Raw genomic sequence first — 21852 nt, 5'->3', positions numbered from 1 at the left:
TCTTGTTATAGTGGGAGATTACCAACCCATATCCTGGAGGAAATTCTTAAGCTTCTGATGACGCTCTTTGGATATTTCCAGATTTGGGTTGGATTCATCTTTGTAGTCGCCGGCGTAGGGACCCAGGTCTATTTCATCGCTGATAACTCCGTCAGCCAGGTATATTATCCTGTTGCCTCTTTCTGCAGCCTTGATGGTGTGTGTGACCATGACAATGCTCTGGCCTTCATTGTTGAGGTTTGACAGGATATCCAGGACATTCTCGGTGTTCTGGGAATTGAGGGCTCCTGTGGGCTCGTCCGCAAAAAGAACTTCGGGACTGTTGATGACACCACGGACCACTGCAACTCTTTGCTGCTGACCACCGGACATCTGTGTTGGAAATTTGCGATAATCATTTTCGTTTATCTCAACGCTGGATAGGAGGTCCTTTGCCTTTTTTGTCAGAGCTTTTCTATCGGTGTTTTTCAAAAGACCGCATATCATTACGTTATCCAGTGCGCTCATTGAATCATTTAAATAGTTCTGCTGAAAAACAAAGCCCACGTGGTCTCTTCTGAACATTGCCAATTTGTCATTGTTATAGGTAGATATCTCTGTATGGGAATCATCCGTAAAATATGTAATTGTTCCCATGCTGGGGCGGTCCATGCCGGAAAGCGCATATAGGAGAGTGCTTTTTCCTGAACCGGAGTTACCCATGATAACAGTGAAATCTCCCTTATATATTGAAAGATTGAGATTCTTGAGTACATGCTGCTGCACGGAACTGTTTGAAAATGTTTTGGAAAGATCCTTTGCAGTTAGTATTTTTTCTTTTTCAACAAACATCAGTTATTCACCTTTACGCCCATACCGTCGGTAAGTTCAAGGGTGTCCTTCCATACCACGAGAGTTCCTTCTGAAAGACCGGATCTGATCTCCACCATTTCTTCATTACGGATGCCGCATTCCACAAATTCCTTTGTAGCTTTTCCGTCTTTTGCTACAAAGACATAGCTTCCTTCCTCATCTTCACTTAAAGCATCCAGGGGAATACGAATCACCTCGGAGAGGTTAGCTGTACTGATGGTGGATTTGGCTTCCAGACCAAGAATGATGTCATCTCCTGGTTCATCAAGGGCTATCTCGATCCCTATGCCTGAACCGGTGCCGGAGTCTTTGGTCATTCTCTCGATTCTTGAAACTTTGCCGCTGTATTCACTGTTTTTGATTTTTACAGTGGCGGGCTGACCCTCTTCAATATTTACTATATCATACTTGTTTACGTTGCATTTAACTACTATATCAGATGAAGACTTCATTGTTAGAAGCTGGGTGCCCCGAAGTACGCTGCTTCCTTCGATGACGCCAATATTTGTGATGATTCCGTCAAAATCAGCCTTGATACCTTCCTTTGCCAGTTTATAATCGGAGAGCTTTTCGCTGCTTGAAAGCTCGTTGGCTTCCCTGACTGCCTCAAGCTGCTCTTTTGCGCCATCGGTCATAAGTCCCATTACAGTGCTGGCTTTCTGACTTGTCATCTCAGCCTTGAATTCCTTGAGATTTGAAAGCTGAAGATTAAGAGAATTAAGCTGATTCTGCAGCTGAACAATGTCAGCGGCGTATTGCTGTTCATAGGCATTGGTCTGAATGAGCTTTTGCAGATTTTCATATTCTTCTGAATCAGGCTTTTCTGCCCAGTCAATGAGAGAAATCTGAAGCTTTGCTCCAAAATCAGCGTAATAAGCTCTTCTTTCTGTAAGACTGTTCTGTGTGGTCTCGATGGCTGCCTGGGTTTCAGCAATCTGGGTTTCCAGGGTGGAAAGATTCCTCTTGGCTTCGCCATAGAGCCCTGCGGTGCGATTGCCGGTCTGGATGGAGTTGTTATAGCTTCCCTGATCTGCCTGGGCCTGGAGGTTTGCCATGGTTTCAAGACGCGCAAGATCTTCGGCATCGTAAGAGATGATCACGTCTCCCTTTTTTACAAAGTCTCCTTCCTTTACATGGATTTTTCCGATCCTTGCATCGATATCGGAATAGAAGACCTTCTGAGAATTGCTTTCTACAGTGCCGTTTACCTCGATCTGGCTTTCAAGACATCCCTTGTCCACGGTGTAAGCTGTGACAGCCACAGATGCATTGGCACTTATGGAAATACCGCCTACAGCTGCGGCGGCTACCAGTGCGGCTACTAATAAGACTGCTTTCTTTTTCTCCTTAAAAATATTATTCATTGTTATACCCTCGCTTCTCAAACGTTTTCGTTAACTTATGAAATTACTTTACTGCTCAAAGGACGGAAAGTCTTAATCTGTATCTTGCGCAATTCTTAACTGATTCTTAATTGGTTGTATTCTTTTGAGAATTACTCTGTTACAATGTTCTAGGATGCCTCAAATACCTTAAAATATGGGGCTTTGGAAGAAGAACATTAATCAGGGAGCAGCAAATGACTATGATAGATGTGTTTGGCACCTTGGGACCGGCCTGTGAAGATGAAGAGACATTAACGGAAATGTTTGCAGAGGGCATGACCGGGATGAGGATCAATCTTTCCCATGTCATGCTTAAGGACTGTGTTTCAAAGATAGAAATAATTAAGAGAGCAGCTGCGAAAAATAATGTAATGCCAAAGATTCTTATTGATATGCAGGGACCGGAGATAAGGATTGGAGACCTTCGTGAACCTGTAGAGCTTCGGGAGGGCGCAACTGCGTTTCTGGGAAAAGATGGAATTCCTGTAAGTCAGATTGTTCTTGATGCCATTACTTCCGGGCAGCAGATCCTTCTTGATGATGGAAAAATACTTGCTGAAGCGGTAAGTGTGCATGGAGATATTGCAGAAATAAAGATAGTACGTGGGGGACTTCTTTCCGGCAGAAAGAGCCTTGCGCTTATTGGAACAGACCTTGATACTCCGGCGCTGACAGAGGACGATATCAGCAATATCAAAATTGCTGCAGAGTGCGGAGTTACCGGAGTGATGCAGCCCTTCGTCAGAAGCGCTGATGATCTTAATAAGCTTAGAAGTGTGCTTAATGAATACGGCGGAGAAAAGATCCGTATATATGCAAAGATTGAAAATATGAAGGGAGTTGATAACCTTAAGGATTTCTTCCTTGTCGCAGATGAAATAGTTATTGCAAGAGGAGATCTTGGAAACGCCATGCCTCTATGGGAACTTCCCAGAGTTCAGAAGCAAATTTCTAAAATTTGTAACGAGCATAAGATTCCATTTATGGTTGTCACCCAGATGCTGGCCTCTATGGAAAACTCCCAGGTTCCCACCAGAGCAGAAGTCAATGACATTTACAATGCAGTTCTTGATGGCGCTTCATCAGTTATGGTCACAGGTGAGACCGCAGTTGGCAGGTATCCGGTGGAGGTTATACGTTATTTATCACAAACTGCGAAATGTTAAGAAAAAGGAGGGCTAAAAATGACAACCGAGATTGAAATAGTATCTCTTCCAAAAGAAAAATGGAAAGGAGTAGCTATCCCTCTTACCACAAGAAGTGACAGCTACTACGATTTTAAAATAGATCCCTTGGACAAGGATGGATGCATAGTTAAGCTTGTAAAGAAGCAGGCGGAGAAAGAGATAGTTCACACTCCCGAGGAATATGATTTCCCGGATTCTTTATATCAGGACCATTGGGAAGATGCAGAGGCTTACGGCGTTGTAGGAGAAGACGGCACCTTAAGAGCCTGCATAGAAGTCTGTCCCGAAGAGTGGTCCAACAGACTGCTGGTAACAGAACTGTGGGTTTCTGATGAACTCCAGGGAACCGGACTTGGAAAAAGACTTATGGACAAAGCAAAGGAAGTGGCCATGGCCCAGAACAGAAGAGCCATTATGCTTGAGACTCAGTCCTGTAACACCAAAGCCATAGGTTTCTATCTTCATCAGGGCTTTGAGCTCATCGGCTTTGATACCTGCTGCTATACCAACGATGATATCGGCAGACGAGAAGTGAGAATCAATCTGGGATACTTTTTCCATAGAGAAGGACGTAGAAGGTAATTACTATATAAAAAAAGAAGGAGCATTATGGCAAACGAAAAATCTTGTGGGGCAATAGTTTTTACTTACGAAGAAGGAGTCAGGAAATATGTGATTATCCGTGGAACCGGTATGTATAGCGGATTTTGTGGATTCCCCAAAGGGCATATGGAAGCCGGGGAGACGGAGCAGGAGACAGCCCTGAGAGAGGTAAAAGAAGAAACCGGTCTTGAGGTTAAGTTGTATGATGATTTCAGAGAAGTAGATGAGCATTTTCTGGCCAGGGAGGGTCGTCCCAATGATAAGAAGACCAATGTCTATTTTCTGGCAGAATATCATGATCAGAAGATTCATGCACAGGAGAGTGAGGTTTCAGAGATTGTATTATTGAGCTATCAGGAGGCGCTGGACAGCTTACAATCTGATGAATCAAAGAGAGAACTGAAGGCAGCAGAAGAGTATTTGAACAATGGAAAGAATATTTTAAAAGAACATTAACGGAATAGATGTAAAAGCCACATACAGTGAAGCTTCCATAAATGAGATTTTTTTGCCGCTCCTAAAAAGGCTCACTGCGACTCAGAAGGAAAAGGGAGAGAGAGTTCTGGTTATGCTGGCAGCGACTCCCGGTGCGGGGAAGAGCACGCTCTGCAGCTTCCTGGAGGAACTGTCCCGGGAACACTAGGTTTAAATATTGATGAGAATGGGGAGTATTCAAAACAATGAAAATGTAAAACAGCTGCTTAACCTCAATAAGCAGCTGTTTTTATGTTTAAGTCATGTTATTCAATGTTTTGTAATATCCGCTTCAGAATACTTTTCATCACAATACTTGCAGCGGTAGATCTCTTTCTTTTCATCTGACAGATAGAAGATCTGCGGAAGCTCCTGCTCAATGGAAGAGATGCATCTTGGGTTGTGGCAGCGGATGACATCCTTGATCTCTCTGGGAAGTACAAGAGAGCGCTTCTCGATGATCTCGCCGGCCTTGATTACATTGACGGTGATGTTGTGATCGATAAAGGCAAGGACGTCCAGGTCCAGGGTGTCGATGTCACATTCTACCTTGAGGATGTCTTTTTTGCCCATGGCCTTACTCTTGGCGTTTTTGATGATGGCCACAGTGGAGTCCAGTTTATCAAGACCAAGGTGTCTGTATATCTGCATGCTCTTTCCTGCCTGGATATGGTCAAGAACAAAGCCTTCTTCAATTTTTCCAATATTTAACATAGGTTCCTTCTTTCTACAACGCTTACGCGGTCAACTAATTGATTCCTGAATGACATATCAAAACTTCCGAAGAAGATCGTGGTTCATATGAGCATCGGTCATATCAAGGAGAGTTAAAATAAGAGCCATTCTCACAAAAAGACCGTACTGAACCTGCTTGAAGTAAGCGGCTCTGGGATCATCATCAATCTCCACGGAGATCTCGTTTACTCTTGGAAGGGGATGAAGGATATACATCTTTTCCTTGGCGAGTTCCATCTTAGCCTTATCAAGGATATAGAAGTTCTTCAGTCTTATGTAGTCTTCTTCGTTGAAGAAACGTTCCTTCTGAACTCTTGTCATGTAAAGGAAGTCCAGCTGAGGCATAACTTCTTCCAGCTTGATAACTTCTTCGAAGGGGATACCCTTGGAATCCAGCATTTCTGTAATATAGTCCGGAACCTTAAGTTCTTGTGGTGAAATAAATACGAATTTGATGCCTGAGTATCTGGTCAGGGCATTTATAAGAGAATGGACGGTACGGCCGAATTTGAGGTCGCCGCAAAGGCCGATGGTGAAATCACCAAGTTTTCCGTAAAGGGAACGGATAGTAAGAAGATCTGTAAGAGTCTGAGTGGGATGCTGATGACCACCGTCACCTGCATTGATCACGGGAATACCGGATTTGGAAGCTGCCACCATCGGTGCGCCTTCCTTGGGATGCCTCATGGCACAGATATCTGCGAAACAGGAAATAACTCTGATAGTATCGGAAACACTTTCTCCCTTGGCTGCTGAGGATGAGCCTGCATCAGCAAATCCGAGGCACTTACCTCCCAGACGGAGCATTGCTGTTTCAAAACTGAGTCTTGTTCTGGTACTTGGTTCGTAAAAACAGGTAGCCATTATCTTTCCGTCACATTTGTGGGAATAGGCTTCCATGTTGTTTTCGATGTCATTTGCCACATCGAAAAGTTCCTCTAATTCCTCAACTGAGAAATCCAGAGGGTTCATCATGTGTCTTAAGTTTTTCATACCGTCTCCTCAAAAAATTGAAATAATAGAAAAATAGCTGTATATGGGATCAGCCGCCTACAACGAAAACAGAAGGCGCTCTGGAACCATCCAGGGGCATATGATACGTGGTTTTTTCGTCCCCAAAAACCTTAAAATAAACATAGCGGGATGTCAAGTTAATACTGTTAACAATTCCGTCGTAAAGAACATAAATATTTCTTCCATCCAGATCGCATCTGCGAAGGGATGGATTGTCACTGTTGGAAAAAGCGTAGTAGATGTGCTCGTGATCCATGGTGAAGGAATCGATCCTGTCGGATACCACCAGTTCCTGTACGCCGCTGTATAAATTTGTTCGCCAGAGACTGTAATTGGAATCGCCGTTGAGATAGTAGAGATATCCGTCCATGACAACAGGGAAAAAGCAATGCCCTGACTGAACCACTGCATTGGCATTATTACCGTTGACCCCCAGAGAGTGGATGGCGTGATCCTTGGAAACACCGGTGTAGTAGATCACATTGTTATCATAACAAAGGGGAGAGATAAGTTCATCAGCCACCTTTTGCTTATCTTTTTTATCAACGCGCATCTTGTTGAGTGTGCCGTCAGTTTTTATCTGATAATAAATATATTCGCCGCAGAGCTGCATCTCGCCGCAGAAGTCACGAACAAGACAGGTCTGATCTCTGCCCTTGGTGTTGCAGCGGTAAATGCCGAACTGATTGGAAGCAGCTCCGAGACCGGTTACCTTTCCGGATTTATGAGTTGAATCCATGTAGAAATAAAGGTGATTGTTGGCACCACTGATATATTTCACGCCCATGGTAGTAAGTCTCTTGGGTTTGGATTCATCAAGATTCATGGAATAAAGGCAGTTATCTTCCTGAGAATTGGAAAAGTAGACCTTGCCGTCCATTTCGAAAAACAGACCGCCGTTTTGAAGGTTGCCAGCCAGATTCCCTACGTCGGAAGGATCCATTGGAATTCTCTGCTCGTAGAGATTAAGTGCAACCAGACCAATTGATAAAAGTGCCACAAGTAAAAAAATAATAACGATTTTCTTATTCATGGTAAGCCCCTCTCTTAGATTTATTATAGGCTCGTTAAACCTTGCTATCAAGCTAAAAATCAACTATCATGGTTATATATATGGTTAGTTGGGAGAAGAAAAAATGGATTTAAAAGACCTTAGGGTAGAGATAGACAAGGTAGACAAACTGATCGTGGAGCTGTATGAAAAGCGTATGGATATTGCTTCACAGGTTGCTGATTATAAAATAGCCAACGGCAAAAAGGTTTATGACAAGGAAAGGGAAGAGGCCAAGCTCAAGGCAGTAGGCGATATGACCCATTCCGAGTTTAACAGAGTAGGTATAGAAGAGCTTTTTTCACAGCTTATGTCCATGAGCCGCAAGCTCCAGTATCAGAAGCTGGCTGAGCATGGAGCATCAGGAAGGCTTCCCTTTATCAGAATTGATTCACTGGATTATGCCAACTGCAGAGTGTGCTATCAGGGCGCCGAGGGTGCCTATTCAGAGATCGCCATGAAGAAGTTTTTCGGTAAGGATGTTCACAGCTTCCATGTGGAGACCTTCAGGGATGCCATGGCGGTTCTTGAGGACGGAAGCGCAGATTACGCGGTCCTTCCCATTGAGAATTCAACAGCGGGAATTGTCAGCGAGATTTACGATCTTCTTACAGAGTATGAGAATTATATCATCGGTGAACAGATAATTGAGATAAGGCACTGCCTTATGGGGCTGAAGGGAGCACAGCTTTCCGATATCAAAACGGTTTATTCCCATCCCCAGTCTCTTATGCAGAGCTCCAAATTTTTATCCGAACATGGCGATATCAAGCAGATAAGCATGAAGAATAACGCCTTTGCGGCTAAGAAGGTGGCAGAGGATAAGGATATAACCCAGGGAGCCATAGGCAGCAGCCTTGCGGCAGAGATCTACGGACTTGAGGTGATTCAGGAAGGGGTCAATCAGGCTGATTCCAACTCCACCAGATTCATCATTGTGACCAATCAGAAGGTGTTCCTCAAGGGGGCAGGCAAGATCAGCATTTGCATGGAAATCCCTCACGAGGCGGGCTCTCTGTATCACATGATGTCACATTTTATCTACAACAATCTGAACATGACCAAGATCGAGTCAAGACCTATTGAGGACAGAAACTGGGAGTACAGGTTTTTTATTGATTTTGACGGCAATCTTGAAGACAGTGCGGTGAAGAATGCACTGAGAGGACTTCGTGAAGAAGCCAAAATGCTGAAAATTCTGGGGAATTATTAACTTTAGTCTTTGAGCGAATGAGGGGTTCTTATGACGGGTGAAGTATTTGCAGCAATAGATGTGGGTTCTTATGAGATGGCTCTCAAGATATTTGAGCTGTCCCAGAAAAAGGGGGTAAGAGAGCTGGACCATGTGAGACACCGCATGGATCTGGGAACAGAGACCTATGCCACCGGCAGGATCTCCAGTTTTCATGTAGAAGAGATGATAAGGATCCTGAAGGACTTTCGCAATATCATGGAGGGTTACGGTGTAACCCATTATCAGGCCTATGGCACCAGTGCCATGCGTGAGACCAGGGATATTGTGGTGGTTCAGGATCTTATTGAGCAGAGCACCGGGATCCACATCGACATCTTAAGTAATTCTGAACAGCGATTTCTGGACTATAAATCTATAGCCCTAAAGCAGGACCAGTTTGAGGAGATAATCAGGCGCCCCACAGCCATTGTGGACATAGGCGGAGGCAGCATTCAGATATCCCTTTTTGAAAAGGATGCCCTGGTTGCCACCCAGAATCTCACAACGGGAGTTCTGAGGATCCATACCACCATGGAGGAAGTACATGCCACAAAACTCAAGTACAGAGACCTGGTTTCAGAGCTGGTCAATTCCCAGCTTAGTGTTTTTTCCAAGATCCATCTAAAGGACAGAAAAATAGAGAATATCATAATCATAGACGACTATGTATCGCCGATAATTCAGAAGCAGCGCATGGGAACCGACAGGGAGGGCTATGCCACAAGGCAGGAATTTCTTAAGTTCCTGGAAAAGGCCAGCGTCACCAGTGCCATAGAGGTGGCCAAAAAGCTCAATATCCCCGAGGACAATGTGCCAATGCTGTATGTATCAGGAACAGTTATCAAGTGTTTCCTGGATGAGACCAAGGCCGATAATCTCTGGGCTCCCGGAATCACCCTCTGCGACGGTATCGCCTATGAGTATGCGGAGAAAAAGAACTTTATCAGTTCACCTCATGATTTTGAGCAGGACATCATTGCCTGTGCTCAGAATATTTCCAAGAGATTCATGGGAAGCAAATCAAGGCGTGAGACCCTTCAGAAGATCGCCCTTACTGTATTTGACAGCACCGCGGATTTACATGGTCTTACCCAAAGAGACAGGCTTCTTTTACAGATCGCTACGATACTTCATGATTGCGGCAAGTATATAAGCCTTGTTTATCTGGGTGACTGCTCCTATAACATCATCATGTCAACGGAGATCATCGGACTGTCCCACAGAGAGAGGGAGATCGTTGCCAACGTTGTCAGGTTCAACCACGAGGAGTTTGAGTATTACACCGCCAACAGCAAGTTCTTTGAGGGCTTCACCAGAGAGGACTATCTGAGGGTGGCCAAGCTCACTGCGATCCTCAGGATAGCCAACGGCCTGGACAGAACCCATAAGCAGAAGTTTAAGGATGTCACCGTTACCGTCAAGGACAGGGAACTGGAGATATTTGTTGATACCAATGCAGATATCACTTTGGAAAAAGGACTTTTTGGAAACAGAGCAAGCTTTTTTGAGGAAGTGTTCGGTATAAGACCTGTTATCAGGCAAAAGAGGATCATCTGATATGGGAAAAACTAAGGATAAAAAGAATAACAATTCAATCAATTTTGAGGATTCAAGTCTCTATATCAACAGAGAGCTCAGCTGGCTTTCATTTAATGAAAGAGTTTTATCGGAGGCTGAGGATGAAAAGAATCCGCTATTTGAGCGCCTTAAGTTTCTGGCTATCACCGCCAGCAACCTTGATGAATTCTTCATGGTAAGAGTTGCATCCCTGAAGGATATGATAAACGCAGGCTACAAAAAGCTTGATATTGCAGGAATGACTGCCACGGAGCAGCTGGATGCGGTCCTTATCGCTGTTCATGACTTCGTGGATAAACAGTATGAGATATACAATAAATATCTGATGCCGCTTCTTGTGGACAAGGGGCTCAGGATCAGTGATGTCTCTGAGCTCACCAAAAAGGAAGGGGAATATGTGGACAGGTATTTCGATGAGTTCGTTTTCCCTGTTCTCACACCGATGGCGGTGGACTCCTCGAGACCTTTTCCTCTTATCAGAAACAAGACTTTGAATATAGGAGCTCTGCTCAAGAAAAAAGAGGGCAAGGACGGTGTTGATTTTGCCACGGTTCAGGTGCCTGATGTGCTCCCAAGAATACTGGAGATTCCCGCCACAGATTCTGATACGGGACTTCGCAAAATAGTTCTCTTGGAGCAGATAATCGAGAGAAACTTAAGTAAGCTCTTTATGAACTATGATATTATAACCAGTGCTCCCTACAGAGCAGGAAGAAATGCCGACCTTTCAATCGACGAGGATGAGGCGGAGGATCTTCTTAAGGAGATTGAAAAACAGCTCAAACTCCGTCAGTGGGGACAGGCCATCAGGCTTGAAGTATCCGAGGATATGGATAAAAAGCTTCTTAAGCTCATATCCGAAGATCTGGGTGTGGAGGACAACGAGATATACAGGATCGACGGACCTCTTGACCTGACCTTCCTTATGAAGGTGTACAAGCTGGATGACTTCGAGCATCTCAAGGAGCACAGCTACAAACCGCCGCAGCCTGTGGTGGCCTTCAGCGGTGACAAGGATATATTTGAGGTCATAAGGGAGGGCGACGTTCTGATGCACCACCCCTACGAGACCTTTGAAAATGTGGTTAAATTTGTAGAAAAGGCAGCGGTGGATCCGGATGTTCTGGCTATCAAGCAGACACTGTACAGAGTAAGTGGTAACTCGCCCATCATTGCAGCTCTGGCCAAGGCAGCAGACAATGGCAAGCAGGTCACGGTTCTTGTTGAGCTCAAGGCAAGGTTTGATGAGGAAAACAATATCGTCTGGGCCAAGATGCTTGAGAAAGCCGGCTGCCATGTTATCTATGGTCTTGTGGGCCTTAAGACCCACTGTAAGATCACCCTGGTAGTAAGACGTGAGGAGGACGGTATCAAGAGATACGTTCATCTTGCTACTGGTAACTACAACGACTCCACTGCCAAGCAGTATACAGACGTGGGACTATTTACCTGCGCTCCTGCCTTTGGCGAGGATGCCACTGCGGTCTTTAATATGCTTTCCGGATATTCGGAGCCCCTTGGATGGAACAAGCTGTCTCTTGCACCCCTGTGGCTCAAGGACAGAATATTAGATCTTATCAAGAGAGAAGAGGAACATGCCAAGGCCGGAGAGCCTGCAAGGATCATTGCCAAGATGAATTCCATCTGCCACAAAGAGGTCATTGCGGAGCTGTACAGAGCCAGTAGCATGGGAGTTAAGATCGATCTGATAGTAAGAGGCATATGCTGTCTCAAAGCCGGAATTCCAGGTGTCAGCGAGAATATTACCGTCAGATCCATTGTAGGTAACTTCCTTGAGCACAGCAGGATTTTCTATTTTGAGAACGGCACCAGCCCTGAGTTTTATGCTTCCAGTGCTGACTGGATGCCAAGAAACCTGGAGCGAAGAGTTGAGATCCTTTTCCCTGTGGAAAATGAAAAGCTTCGAAACAAGCTGTGGCACATTCTGGATACAGAGCTTAAGGACAATGAGAAGGCTCACATCATGAATCCTGACGGCAGATTTGTAAAAGAAAAGATCTCATCCGACGGTTTTGAGGAGAGCATCAATTCCCAGAAGATATTCGGAGAAGAAGCGGCAAGTGCTGCCAAGGTTATGACAACACAGAACACCAGGGTATTTGTACCTGAGAAACATGTTTGATAATAGGAGAAAAATAAAGTGAAATATATACTTGCTTCGGGATCGCCAAGAAGAAAGGAACTCCTTGCAAAGGTGGTACCGGAATATGAAGTTATACCTGCCATAGGTGAAGAAAGCACAAGCAAAGTGCTTCCTGAGGAGATAGTTGAGGAGCTGTCTTATCAAAAAGCTTCCGAGATTTTTAATAAAGTTTTAACCAATTCTACAGATATCCCCGTTGTAATCGGCGCGGACACCATTGTATCATATAAACGAAGAGTACTTGGTAAACCCACAGACCGCACAGATGCTGCGAATATGATAAGGGCATTTCAGGGAGATTCACACGCGGTTTATACTGGGGTGACGGTCTTTACACTCAGGGACGGAAAGCCCTTTAGCTTTACCTTCCATGAGGAGACGCTGGTTGACGTCGCACCCATGACGGAAGAAGAAATTGCTTCCTATGTTGCGACGGGAGAAGCTGATGACAAGGCAGGTGCCTATGGCGTTCAGGGACTGTTTGGAATTTTCATAACCGGAATTAAGGGTGATTATTATAATGTTGTGGGGCTTCCGATTGCTAGACTCTATCATGAACTGAAAGAAAATAAATTATTATAGGGTTTGGAGGTTTATAGTTATGCACGAGTATGATGAGGCAGTATTAAAATGCTTTTTGGAGAATCAGGGGCAGCTTTTTCCTGAGGATGTGGCAGAGAATATGGAAGAGGCTGAGGCTTTCTTAGAGGACTGCATGGCTGTAGTGGTTGATGGCCCCGACGAGGTAGAGGAATATTTCGAAGAGACCGGAATCGACACCGAGGGCGGCAATGTTCTTGATGCTGACGAAGTATTCGATATCGGCGACGGCAGATACCTTATAGTTGAGGGATAAACTTTTTTGTTCAGAATGTAAGATCCCATGGTAGAATAGACAGGTCTACTATGGGATTATTTTTATGCTTTAGAATAATTGGAGAAACACAGGATGAATAACGAAAAGATCTTTTTCTTTGATCTTGACGGAACACTTTTGAACAAAGAGAAGAAGATTACGGATAAAACAATGGATGCCCTCAGGGCTTTTACTGAGGCAGGCAATCATTTTTGCATCAATACCGGAAGGGCTATAGACAGTGCAAGGGCTGTATACAACGGACTGGGGCTGGACTTTAAGGGCAGCTTTATCTGCGGATCCAACGGCACTGAGATCTACAGTATCGATGATGAAAAATATGTTTTCAAGACAGGGATAAGGTTAGCTCTGGTTCCCAGGATACTGGATCTTGCGGAGGAATATGATATTCACTGTCATACCTACAACGAGACCCATATCATCAGCAGATGGAACGGCGAGTGCATGGACTATTACAGAAGAGTGATCAAGACTCCTCTTATAGTGACCGACAGCGTTATGAAGTACATTTCAACTCCGCCCTCTAAAATGATAGCCATTGAGCTTCACGACCATGAGAAGCAGGAGAGATTCAGAATCGCCCTTCAGGAAATGGTGGGAGATGAGCTTACTCTTTTGTATTCCAATCCATATTACATGGAGATTTTTCCTTCCATTGCGGGGAAGGGCAGCGCTGTAAAGAGGCTGGCTGAGTATCTGGACATACCTATAGAGAATACTTATGCTGCCGGGGATGAGCAGAATGATATTTCCATGATAGAGGCAGCAGGACATGGCATTGCTATGATTAACGGCACAGATATAGTTAAGGCCAGCGCAGATGAGATAACATCGTTTGATAACAATAATGACGGCCTTGCGGAGTATATTTTAAGAGCAATATGATTTTAGAATCAGTATATGGAGATGAAACTATGAGACCAATAGATTTACATACACATTCAACCTGCTCAGACGGAAGCTTCTCTGTTAAGGAACTTATAGATTATGCCCATGAAAAGGGACTGGCTGCCATAGCCCTCACCGACCACGACACTGTGGCAGGTCTGGATGAAGCTATCAGCTATACCGCAGAGAAATATCCCGATATGGAATTTGTTCCAGGTATAGAGTACTCAACAGTGGAAGAAGGCAAGGATGTCCATATTGTTGGTCTGTATATCAATCATAACGATGATGCCTACAAGAAGAAGCTTCAGGAATTCAAGGATTCCAGAATAAACAGAAATATCAAGATGTGCAAAAAGCTCAGTGAGGAGGCGGGGATCCCTATCACCTTCGAGGAACTTACACAGAGAAATCCCGGAGCTGTCATAACAAGAGCTCACTATGCCAAGCTTATTGTAGAGAAGGGCTTTGCCAAGAGTAATCAGGAGGTCTTTGACAGACTGATTGGAGACCACTGTCCTTATTTTGTGCCCAGGGAAAAGATTACTCCTGAGCAGGCCATTGAGCATATTCTTCAGGCGGGCGGGGTGCCGATACTGGCGCATCCTATTCTTTACCGCATGAGCGATGAGAGACTTGATGCTCTGGTTAAGCGTCTCAAGGCAGCAGGACTTATGGGCCTTGAGGCAATCTATTCAACCTATGAGACAAGAGAAGAACGGGATATGAAGGCCCTTGCGGGAAAATACGACCTTCTTGTCAGCGGAGGTTCTGATTTCCACGGCACCAACAAGAAGGATATCGACCTTGGAACCGGAAGAGGAAAACTCTTTGTTCCCGAGGAACTTCTTCCTCCAATCAAGGTGGCTGCAGGAAAATAAATAGACTTTGCAGACAATATCTGCTAAAATCTTTATGGATTTAATGTGTTAAAGTATCTTTTATGGAGGAGTATATTTTATGAACATCGTTTGTTTGGACCTTGAGGGAGTACTTGTACCGGAGATATGGATCGCCTTTTCAGAGGCCAGTGGGATTCCGGAGCTTAAGAGAACCACCAGAGACGAACCTGATTATAACAAGCTTATGAAATGGAGACTTGGAATCCTGAAGGAGCACGGCCTTGGACTTAAGGAGATTCAGGAAACAATAGCCAAGATCGATCCCCTTCCCGGAGCTAAGGAGTTCCTGGATGAACTCAGAAAAGAGACTCAGGTCATTATCATAAGTGATACCTTTACTCAGTTTGCAACCCCGCTTATGGAGAAACTGGGCTGGCCCACAATTTTCTGCAACAGTCTTGTGGTTGCTGACAACGGCGAGATCACAGATTTCAAGATGAGAATAGAGAACTCCAAGCTCACAACTGTTAAGGCTCTTCAGTCCATCGGATATGAGACCATCGCAGCAGGAGACAGCTACAATGACCTTGGTATGATCCAGGCTTCCAAGGCAGGTTTCCTCTTCAGAACAACTGAGAAGATCAAGGCAGATCATCCTGAGCTTCCTGCATTTGAGGAATACAGTGATTTCCTTGCAGCTATTAAAGCAGCTCTTTGATCGTAATAATATGTAATCAAAAAGGCTTTGCCGGAATGATATTCATCCGGCAAAGCCTTATTTTTATGAATTATGCCTGAAGTTCTGATCCTGTAAGAAGTCTGTAAGCTTCAAGATACTTATCAATAGTCTTGTCGATTACATCCTGAGGAAGGTTGTAGTCACTGTCGGGGTTGGCCTTGAGCCAGTTACGTACGAACTGTTTGTCGAAGGAAGGCTGATCATGTCCCTCTTCATAGCCCTCTACAGGCCAGAAACGTGAGCTGTCGGGAGTGAGCATCTCATCACCGATAACAACCTCGCCGTTCTCATCGATACCGAACTCAAACTTGGTATCTGCAATGATGATGCCGCGGGTGAGAGCGTAGTCAGCGCACTTCTTGTAAAGAGCAAGTGTGTAGTCTCTGATCTTGGTGGCGTATTCCTGACCATGTCCCGGGAAAGCCTTCTCAAGAACTTCTACGCTGCGGTCGAAGTCGATGTTCTCATCGTGATCACCGATCTCAGCCTTGGTGCTGGGGGTGTAGATGGGTTCAGGGAGCTTACCGCATTCCTTGAGACCTTCAGGAAGCTTGATACCGCAAACGGTTCCGTTTTCCTGATAGCTCTTCCAACCGCTACCTGTTATATAGCCACGAACGATACACTCAACGGGGATCATTGTGAGCTTTTTGCAAAGCATGCTGTTTCCTGTAAATTCAGGAGTTCTGAAATATTCGGGCATATCAGCTGTATCAACGCTGACCATGTGGTTCTTAACAATATCCTTTGTCAGGTCAAACCAGAATTTTGACATCTGTGTAAGAACAGCGCCCTTCTTAGTAACCTTGTTTTTTAAGATAACATCAAAAGCTGAAATTCTGTCAGTTGCTACCATGATAAGGTTCTCACCTATATCATAGATCTCTCTTACCTTACCTTCTTTTACGGGACTAAATGTCTGCATGCTTTTTCTCCTCCGATAAAACTTTGTTATTATATGTACTCGCAATAGAGCGGGGTACAGACTACATTAATCGTCTTCTTCCTCTTCAGCAACAGTGTTGTAAACTGTACGCTTTCTGGCCATTTCGTCATTTTCAAGGTACTCATCATAGGTGGAGCGCTTATCAATAAGTGATCCGTCCGGCAGAATCTCCATGATTCTGTTGGCTGTTGTCTGCACAACCTGGTGGTCACGGCAGGCAAAGAGCTCTACTCCCGGGAATTTGATCATTCCGTCGTTAAGAGCTGAGATTGATTCCATATCAAGGTGGTTAGTGGGCTCATCGAAGATAAGGCAGTTGGCACCGCTTATCATCATCTTGGAAAGAAGGCATCTTACCTTTTCTCCTCCGGATAAAACCTTAACCTTTTTAACACCGTCCTCACCGGCAAAGAGCATACGGCCAAGGAAGCCTCTTACATAGGTAGCATCCTTAACTTCTGAATAGCCTGTAAGCCATTCGGTGATGGTGTAGTCGTTGTCGAATTCCTTAGTGTTGTCCTTGGGGAAGTAAGCCTGTGATGTTGTTACACCCCATTTATAGGTTCCTGCATCGGGCTCAAGCTCTCCTGCAAGGATCTGGAAGAGGGTAGTCTTAGCAAGCTCGTTACCGCCTACAAATGCAACCTTGTCCTCTCTCTGGATCACGAAGGAGATGTTATCGAGAACCTTCTCGCCGTTGATTGTCTTGGTAAGCCCCTCAACTGTAAGAACCTCGTTACCGATCTCACGGTTAGGTCTGAAATCAATGTAAGGATACTTTCTGCTGGAAGGCTTGATGGTATCAAGCTCGATTTTCTCGAGAGCCTTCTTTCTGGAAGTAGCCTGCTTACTCTTACTTGCGTTAGCAGAGAAACGAGCGATGAACTCTTTAAGTTCCTTGATCTGTTCCTCTTTCTTCTTGTTGGCTTCCTTCATCTGACGGATCATCAGCTGGGATGACTCGTACCAGAAGTCGTAGTTACCGGCATAGAGCTGAATCTTGCCGTAATCTATATCTGCGATGTATGTGCAAACCTTATTAAGGAAGTAACGGTCATGGGATACTACGATGACTGTGTTCTCGAAGTTGATAAGGAACTCCTCGAGCCATGCGATAGCGTCCAGATCCAGGTGGTTGGTAGGCTCGTCCAGAAGCAGGATATCGGGATTACCGAAGAGGGCTCTTGCAAGAAGAACCTTAACCTTCTGAGCACCGTCAAGCTCCTTCATAAGCTTGTAGTGATATTCTGTTTCGATTCCAAGGCCGTTAAGAAGGCTCTCTGCATCTGACTCAGCTTCCCAGCCGTTCATCTCGGCGAATTCTGCCTCCAGCTCGCTGGCACGGATTCCGTCCTCATCAGTGAAATCCTCTTTGGCATAAATGGCATCTTTCTCGTTCTTAACTTCGAAAAGACGGGCGTTACCTGCAATTACAGTATCAAGAACAACGTCCTCGTCATATTTAAAGTGATCCTGCTCAAGGAAGGAGAGACGCTCGCCGTCGGAGATGACTACATCACCGTTGGTGGTCTCGATCTGTCCTGAAAGGATCTTAAGGAAAGTTGACTTGCCGGCACCGTTGGCTCCGATGATACCGTAGCAGTTACCGGGAGTGAACTTGATGTTTACTTCTTCAAAAAGAGCTTTTTTACCAACTCTTAAGGTTACGTTATTTGCACTAATCATTTAAAAAATAACCTCTCAAAAATTCAATTAATCTATCCTTTGCAACATTTCGTATTATATGAGAATCTTCTATAAAATGCAACCATTCGTATTGTGGCTTTTTCACATTGCAGAAAGCAGCTTATTTCCTTAATATAATATTTAGTGAAAAAAGATTGGGGGAATCAAATATGAAGCTCAATTACAAACGTACTATACTTATTGGTTTTGCGTTCTTTTCTATCTGTGCATTTTGGCAATTCTATGACAACGAGATCCCTAAGATACTGAAATATACCTTTAATCTGGGCGAGACGGCAACCGGCGTGGTTATGGCTCTTGATAATGTGCTGGCTCTGTTTCTTCTGCCGTTTTTCGGAAGTCTATCCGACAGGATGGATACCAGAATGGGTAAGAGAATGCCCTTTATTCTTTTGGGAACACTTCTTTCCACAATCCTTTTATTTGTACTTATAACGGTGGCAAGGCCCAGCAGAAGCCTTCCGTTTTTTATCATTGTGCTTTTGCTTCTTCTTGTGGCTATGGGAACCTACAGATCCCCGGCGGTATCACTTATGCCCGACCTTACGCCGGCTCCTTTCAGAAGCAGTGCCAATGCTATAATCAATCTTATGGGAACCCTGGGTGGTATCTATATTCTTGTTATGATCAAGTTCCTGTTAAAAGAGGCTGCGGATCCCGCTCAGACCAATTATATTCCACTGATGCTGAGTCTTATCGGTATCATGCTGGTGGCAGTCCTTGTGGTATTTGTCACTATTGATGAGAAAAAGATTAAGAAAAAAATAGAAAAAGAAGGTGGACTTCATTCATTGGGTGAGACCTTTGAGGAGGGAGAAGATAAGGCCTCCGGAGACGGAAAACAGGATATGCCCAAGGATGTAAAACGAAGCCTGTTATTCCTTCTTTTATCTGTATTTTTATGGTTTACCGCTTATAACGCTGTAACAACCGCATTCTCACGTTTTGTGGTGGAAGTATGGGACCTTCATGACAACGCCTATGCAACCTGTCTTCTTGTGGCTACCGGTGCAGCGACCCTCAGTTATGTTCCTATCGCGCTTATTTCCGGCAAACTTGGCAGAAAGAAAACTATTCTTATCGGAATATGCATAATGGCAGCAAGCTTTATCATAACCGGATTGTATCCTCATTTTTCCACCTCCATTAATATATTCTTTGCGTTGGTGGGAATAGGCTGGGCAGCCATTAATGTCAATTCCTATCCCATGGTGGTTGAGATGAGTAAGTCCGGGGATATCGGTAAGTTCACAGGTACCTATTATACTTTTTCCATGGCAGCCCAGGTGTTCACTCCGATCTTTTCAGGCTTTCTTTTGGAGCATGTATCCTATAAGACGCTTTTCCCATACGCATTTATTTTCTCGGCTCTGGCCTTTGTAACAATGCTTATGGTTAAGCACGGAGATACAAGACCCGATAAAAAGAAGACTATTCTTGAGCATTTTGACGTGGATGACTGATAATTGAAAATTATTAAAATTCTATAAAAATTTGCTTTATAAAATATAAACTTTATTGTAATATGAATATGAAAGATTATAGGAGTAAAGCAATGTTTTTTAAGAATTTTACTATCAGCGGCGGCGCTGCCGATAATGGTTTTACTACCGAAAAAGGCTATGGTACATGGGAGCCTCATATTGAAAAAAATCTTATGCCTACCGCTTCAGGCACCGCGATCAAGAGCGGAGGCTGGAGCAGAAGAGTTTTTGAGAAAAAGCTTTCGCTGCCGGATAGGGAAGTATTTATTATCAAGACCGAGGTTCCTTCTTTCGGAACCTACAAGGTTAAGGTAAGGATATCTTCCGAGTATGTTCATTTGGAGGATCTGATCATTTTCTCCGGCAGAAGGAATATGATCAGCAGAGGCAATATTGTAGATGCAGGCTCTTTTTGTGAAAATGAGTTTTATGCTGCTGTAATGCCATACATTCCTGAACTTTCCTCTGACAGATGCAACGACAAGTCCCTGTTTATAAGTCTTTGCGGAAAGAATCTTTTATACATCGGCGAGGATGGTCGTTCTCCTGAACTCAAGGATGGAATAACAGTATCAGTGGAGATCAGTGAAGAGCAGGTCCCTGTTATCTGGTTGGCCGGTGATTCGACTCTCACTGAGCAGAGTGCAGGAATACCGTATTTCCCCAGAGATAGTTTCGGCGGATGGGGACAGGTGTTTCCGATGTTTATCAGAGGCGCTGCTGTTTGCAATCTGGCTCATTCAGGACTTACAACCAACTGCTTCAGGGATGACGGACACTACGAGATTTTTCTGGAGTTTATGAAGCCTGACGATGTGCTGATTCTTCAGTTTGGCCATAACGATCAGAAGAGAAGAAATCTCAAGCCCTTTAAGGGATATTACAACAATCTGCTCAGGTATGCCGCAGAGGCTAAGAAAGCAAAGGTCAGAGTTATCATCTGCTCACCTGTCAGTCGCATTCCTTTTTCACTTTCGGATAAGGAATCCCGTGAGCTTGATATGCCTTGCAGATATTCACTGCTTGATAGCTTCGCTAAGGCGGCTAAAAAGGCAGCCCTGGACAGCGGTGTTTCCTTTGCCAATCTTCATGAGCTTACCTTCAACGAGTGGGTAAGGCTTGAGGATGAGTGCCGGAATTATTTTATAAACGGCGATATAACCCATACCAATGACATCGGATCAATGCTGATCGCAGGTATGTTTATGGAGGAGTGCAGAAGAGTTTCTTCCAATCCTATTAACGATTTCGATAATGATGCTGACTCCGGTATATCCGTTACAGCTTCGGATATGCAGCAGGCACCGGCACAGGTTTATGATCCGGAATATCCGGTTATGGAACTTCCTTATGTTGACATTCCCAAGATAAGGGATTGCATTTTTATCAATGAGGCGTTTAAATATGGCATTTTGGATCCCTGTGTAATGCATCTTCACCCTGATGAAGAGATGCCGAGAGGCCAATTCCTTATGACAATGTTCAAGGCTATCCATAAGGACGGAGTAAGGCCCTATCATAAAAAATACGCCGATCTGGAAGTGGATGAATGGGATTCGGCTTATGTTCAGGCTCTGATTGATGAGAATCTTATAGATGACATTACCATCAAGAAGATAGGAGATAAGCTTTTCTTCAGACCTGATGATGCCTTATCCTACGGGGAATACGCCAGCTTTTTGATAAGAGCCATGGAAAAGGATAAGAACAAGAGAAATATTTCTATGGAAGAGTGCCTCAGAAGGGCTTATGAGCTGGATATCATAGGAGATATCTGTAAGGACAATGAGAACGAATTTGATTTCTGTGATGAGACAGATTCGGAGGAGTCGGATTACAAGCATGCCGGATGCCCGTATATTTCCAGAGCAGTTGCCTACAGAGGTCTTGCACGAATGGTGGATCTCACTGAATCTATAGGAACAGCGCTTCCTGACGATACAGGAGTTCACCCTGCTCACTGATACAGGATAAGAGTTATCACAAAATTGCGTTAATTATATAACAATAATAAAAAGTTCCGAGAAATTTATGTATTTTCGGGACTTTTTTTGTTGCTAAATTAACAAATAGTGTGTAAAATATGTAGCGG

21 protein-coding genes are annotated in these 21852 nt (G+C 44.3%); 14 read left to right on the top strand and 7 right to left on the bottom strand.

What is annotated here, in order from left to right; genetic code table 11:
* Nucleotides 1–18: 18 nt before the first annotated feature.
* Together T359_RS0102370 and T359_RS0102365 are read right to left on the bottom strand one after the other, a co-directional pair.
* Nucleotides 19–831, bottom strand: a complete 813-nt coding sequence (locus T359_RS0102370) for an ABC transporter ATP-binding protein (RefSeq protein ID WP_035783472.1) — start codon at nucleotides 829–831, stop codon at nucleotides 19–21.
* The gene (locus T359_RS0102365; RefSeq protein ID WP_026516092.1) at nucleotides 831–2216 is read right to left on the bottom strand and encodes an efflux RND transporter periplasmic adaptor subunit; all 1386 of its coding nucleotides are present in this window, start codon (nucleotides 2214–2216) and stop codon (nucleotides 831–833) included. Before T359_RS0102365 ends, T359_RS0102370 begins: the two co-directional genes overlap by 1 nt.
* A gap of 215 nt (nucleotides 2217–2431) precedes the next feature.
* Between T359_RS0102365 and pyk the strand changes: the two genes are divergently transcribed.
* Genes pyk through T359_RS23175 form a run of 4 tightly spaced genes read left to right on the top strand, consistent with a single transcriptional unit; the run spans nucleotide 2432 to nucleotide 4670 of the window.
* Complete coding sequence (pyk, locus tag T359_RS0102360; RefSeq protein WP_026516091.1) at nucleotides 2432–3403, top strand: pyruvate kinase; 972 nt, start codon at nucleotides 2432–2434, stop codon at nucleotides 3401–3403.
* Between the two features lie 18 nt (nucleotides 3404–3421).
* Nucleotides 3422–4006, top strand: coding sequence for a GNAT family N-acetyltransferase (locus T359_RS0102355; protein WP_026516090.1), 585 nt, complete (start codon nucleotides 3422–3424; stop codon nucleotides 4004–4006).
* A 27-nt stretch (nucleotides 4007–4033) separates the two neighbouring features.
* On the top strand, nucleotides 4034–4483 hold the full coding sequence (locus tag T359_RS0102350) for a bis(5'-nucleosyl)-tetraphosphatase (protein ID WP_026516089.1): 450 nt from the start codon (nucleotides 4034–4036) through the stop codon (nucleotides 4481–4483).
* A gap of 52 nt (nucleotides 4484–4535) precedes the next feature.
* On the top strand, nucleotides 4536–4670 hold the full coding sequence (locus T359_RS23175; protein WP_256374471.1) for a hypothetical protein: 135 nt from the start codon (nucleotides 4536–4538) through the stop codon (nucleotides 4668–4670).
* Nucleotides 4671–4771: 101 nt separating this feature from the next.
* Here T359_RS23175 and T359_RS0102345 read toward each other — a convergent pair whose 3' ends face one another.
* Genes T359_RS0102345 through T359_RS0102335 form a run of 3 tightly spaced genes read right to left on the bottom strand, consistent with a single transcriptional unit; the run spans nucleotide 4772 to nucleotide 7283 of the window.
* Nucleotides 4772–5215: an aspartate carbamoyltransferase regulatory subunit gene (locus T359_RS0102345; protein WP_026516088.1), complete on the bottom strand. Its 444-nt coding sequence runs from the start codon at nucleotides 5213–5215 to the stop codon at nucleotides 4772–4774.
* A 57-nt stretch (nucleotides 5216–5272) separates the two neighbouring features.
* Complete coding sequence (gene pyrB / locus T359_RS0102340; RefSeq protein WP_026516087.1) at nucleotides 5273–6229, bottom strand: aspartate carbamoyltransferase; 957 nt, start codon at nucleotides 6227–6229, stop codon at nucleotides 5273–5275.
* A gap of 49 nt (nucleotides 6230–6278) precedes the next feature.
* The gene (locus tag T359_RS0102335) at nucleotides 6279–7283 is read right to left on the bottom strand and encodes a DUF5050 domain-containing protein (RefSeq protein WP_026516086.1); all 1005 of its coding nucleotides are present in this window, start codon (nucleotides 7281–7283) and stop codon (nucleotides 6279–6281) included.
* A gap of 103 nt (nucleotides 7284–7386) precedes the next feature.
* Here T359_RS0102335 and pheA point away from each other — a divergent pair, with 103 nt between their 5' ends.
* The 8 genes from pheA (at nucleotide 7387) to thrH (ending at nucleotide 15602) form a co-directional block, all read left to right on the top strand.
* Nucleotides 7387–8514, top strand: a complete 1128-nt coding sequence (gene pheA / locus T359_RS0102330) for a prephenate dehydratase (RefSeq protein WP_026516085.1) — start codon at nucleotides 7387–7389, stop codon at nucleotides 8512–8514.
* 30 nt (nucleotides 8515–8544) lie between these two features.
* A complete protein-coding gene (locus T359_RS0102325) occupies nucleotides 8545–10092 on the top strand; it encodes a Ppx/GppA phosphatase family protein (protein WP_026516084.1) in 1548 nt (515 codons plus the stop codon).
* A gap of 1 nt (nucleotide 10093) precedes the next feature.
* Complete coding sequence (locus T359_RS0102320; RefSeq protein ID WP_051544865.1) at nucleotides 10094–12256, top strand: RNA degradosome polyphosphate kinase; 2163 nt, start codon at nucleotides 10094–10096, stop codon at nucleotides 12254–12256.
* An 18-nt stretch (nucleotides 12257–12274) separates the two neighbouring features.
* Nucleotides 12275–12859, top strand: coding sequence for a Maf family protein (locus T359_RS0102315; protein ID WP_026516082.1), 585 nt, complete (start codon nucleotides 12275–12277; stop codon nucleotides 12857–12859).
* 19 nt (nucleotides 12860–12878) lie between these two features.
* Nucleotides 12879–13133: a hypothetical protein gene (locus tag T359_RS0102310; protein WP_026516081.1), complete on the top strand. Its 255-nt coding sequence runs from the start codon at nucleotides 12879–12881 to the stop codon at nucleotides 13131–13133.
* 93 nt (nucleotides 13134–13226) lie between these two features.
* Complete coding sequence (locus tag T359_RS0102305) at nucleotides 13227–14039, top strand: Cof-type HAD-IIB family hydrolase (RefSeq protein ID WP_026516080.1); 813 nt, start codon at nucleotides 13227–13229, stop codon at nucleotides 14037–14039.
* 29 nt (nucleotides 14040–14068) lie between these two features.
* Nucleotides 14069–14923: a PHP domain-containing protein gene (locus tag T359_RS0102300; protein ID WP_026516079.1), complete on the top strand. Its 855-nt coding sequence runs from the start codon at nucleotides 14069–14071 to the stop codon at nucleotides 14921–14923.
* A 79-nt stretch (nucleotides 14924–15002) separates the two neighbouring features.
* Nucleotides 15003–15602: a bifunctional phosphoserine phosphatase/homoserine phosphotransferase ThrH gene (thrH, locus tag T359_RS0102295; RefSeq protein WP_026516078.1), complete on the top strand. Its 600-nt coding sequence runs from the start codon at nucleotides 15003–15005 to the stop codon at nucleotides 15600–15602.
* 70 nt (nucleotides 15603–15672) lie between these two features.
* Here the strand turns inward: thrH and T359_RS0102290 are convergent, their stop codons facing one another.
* Nucleotides 15673–16548, bottom strand: coding sequence for a phosphoribosylaminoimidazolesuccinocarboxamide synthase (locus T359_RS0102290; protein WP_026516077.1), 876 nt, complete (start codon nucleotides 16546–16548; stop codon nucleotides 15673–15675).
* Nucleotides 16549–16614: 66 nt separating this feature from the next.
* Complete coding sequence (locus T359_RS0102285; RefSeq protein WP_026516076.1) at nucleotides 16615–18255, bottom strand: ABC-F family ATP-binding cassette domain-containing protein; 1641 nt, start codon at nucleotides 18253–18255, stop codon at nucleotides 16615–16617.
* A gap of 170 nt (nucleotides 18256–18425) precedes the next feature.
* Here T359_RS0102285 and T359_RS0102280 point away from each other — a divergent pair, with 170 nt between their 5' ends.
* Together T359_RS0102280 and T359_RS0102275 are read left to right on the top strand one after the other, a co-directional pair.
* Nucleotides 18426–19739, top strand: coding sequence for an MFS transporter (locus tag T359_RS0102280; RefSeq protein ID WP_026516075.1), 1314 nt, complete (start codon nucleotides 18426–18428; stop codon nucleotides 19737–19739).
* Nucleotides 19740–19831: 92 nt separating this feature from the next.
* Nucleotides 19832–21724: a GDSL-type esterase/lipase family protein gene (locus tag T359_RS0102275; protein ID WP_026516074.1), complete on the top strand. Its 1893-nt coding sequence runs from the start codon at nucleotides 19832–19834 to the stop codon at nucleotides 21722–21724.
* Nucleotides 21725–21852 lie beyond the last annotated feature (128 nt).

The organism is Butyrivibrio sp. MC2021 (assembly GCF_000621605.1).
In the GTDB taxonomy this organism is placed as follows: domain Bacteria; phylum Bacillota; class Clostridia; order Lachnospirales; family Lachnospiraceae; genus Butyrivibrio.
This window is presented reverse-complemented; position numbering and strand designations above follow the sequence as displayed.

Bases quoted from the DNA above. Each gene is read 5' to 3' on its own strand.
- T359_RS0102370 (WP_035783472.1), bottom strand. From the start codon at position 831: ATGTTTGTTGAAAAAGAAAAAATACTAACTGCAAAGGATCTTTCCAAA.
- T359_RS0102365 (WP_026516092.1), bottom strand. From the start codon at position 2,216: ATGAATAATATTTTTAAGGAGAAAAAGAAAGCAGTCTTATTAGTAGCC.
- pyk (WP_026516091.1), top strand. From the start codon at position 2,432: ATGACTATGATAGATGTGTTTGGCACCTTGGGACCGGCCTGTGAAGAT.
- T359_RS0102355 (WP_026516090.1), top strand. From the start codon at position 3,422: ATGACAACCGAGATTGAAATAGTATCTCTTCCAAAAGAAAAATGGAAA.
- T359_RS0102350 (WP_026516089.1), top strand. From the start codon at position 4,034: ATGGCAAACGAAAAATCTTGTGGGGCAATAGTTTTTACTTACGAAGAA.
- T359_RS0102345 (WP_026516088.1), bottom strand. From the start codon at position 5,215: ATGTTAAATATTGGAAAAATTGAAGAAGGCTTTGTTCTTGACCATATC.
- pyrB (WP_026516087.1), bottom strand. From the start codon at position 6,229: ATGAAAAACTTAAGACACATGATGAACCCTCTGGATTTCTCAGTTGAG.
- T359_RS0102335 (WP_026516086.1), bottom strand. From the start codon at position 7,283: ATGAATAAGAAAATCGTTATTATTTTTTTACTTGTGGCACTTTTATCA.
- pheA (WP_026516085.1), top strand. From the start codon at position 7,387: ATGGATTTAAAAGACCTTAGGGTAGAGATAGACAAGGTAGACAAACTG.
- T359_RS0102325 (WP_026516084.1), top strand. From the start codon at position 8,545: ATGACGGGTGAAGTATTTGCAGCAATAGATGTGGGTTCTTATGAGATG.
- T359_RS0102320 (WP_051544865.1), top strand. From the start codon at position 10,094: ATGGGAAAAACTAAGGATAAAAAGAATAACAATTCAATCAATTTTGAG.
- T359_RS0102310 (WP_026516081.1), top strand. From the start codon at position 12,879: ATGCACGAGTATGATGAGGCAGTATTAAAATGCTTTTTGGAGAATCAG.
- T359_RS0102305 (WP_026516080.1), top strand. From the start codon at position 13,227: ATGAATAACGAAAAGATCTTTTTCTTTGATCTTGACGGAACACTTTTG.
- T359_RS0102300 (WP_026516079.1), top strand. From the start codon at position 14,069: ATGAGACCAATAGATTTACATACACATTCAACCTGCTCAGACGGAAGC.
- thrH (WP_026516078.1), top strand. From the start codon at position 15,003: ATGAACATCGTTTGTTTGGACCTTGAGGGAGTACTTGTACCGGAGATA.
- T359_RS0102290 (WP_026516077.1), bottom strand. From the start codon at position 16,548: ATGCAGACATTTAGTCCCGTAAAAGAAGGTAAGGTAAGAGAGATCTAT.
- T359_RS0102285 (WP_026516076.1), bottom strand. From the start codon at position 18,255: ATGATTAGTGCAAATAACGTAACCTTAAGAGTTGGTAAAAAAGCTCTT.
- T359_RS0102280 (WP_026516075.1), top strand. From the start codon at position 18,426: ATGAAGCTCAATTACAAACGTACTATACTTATTGGTTTTGCGTTCTTT.
- T359_RS0102275 (WP_026516074.1), top strand. From the start codon at position 19,832: ATGTTTTTTAAGAATTTTACTATCAGCGGCGGCGCTGCCGATAATGGT.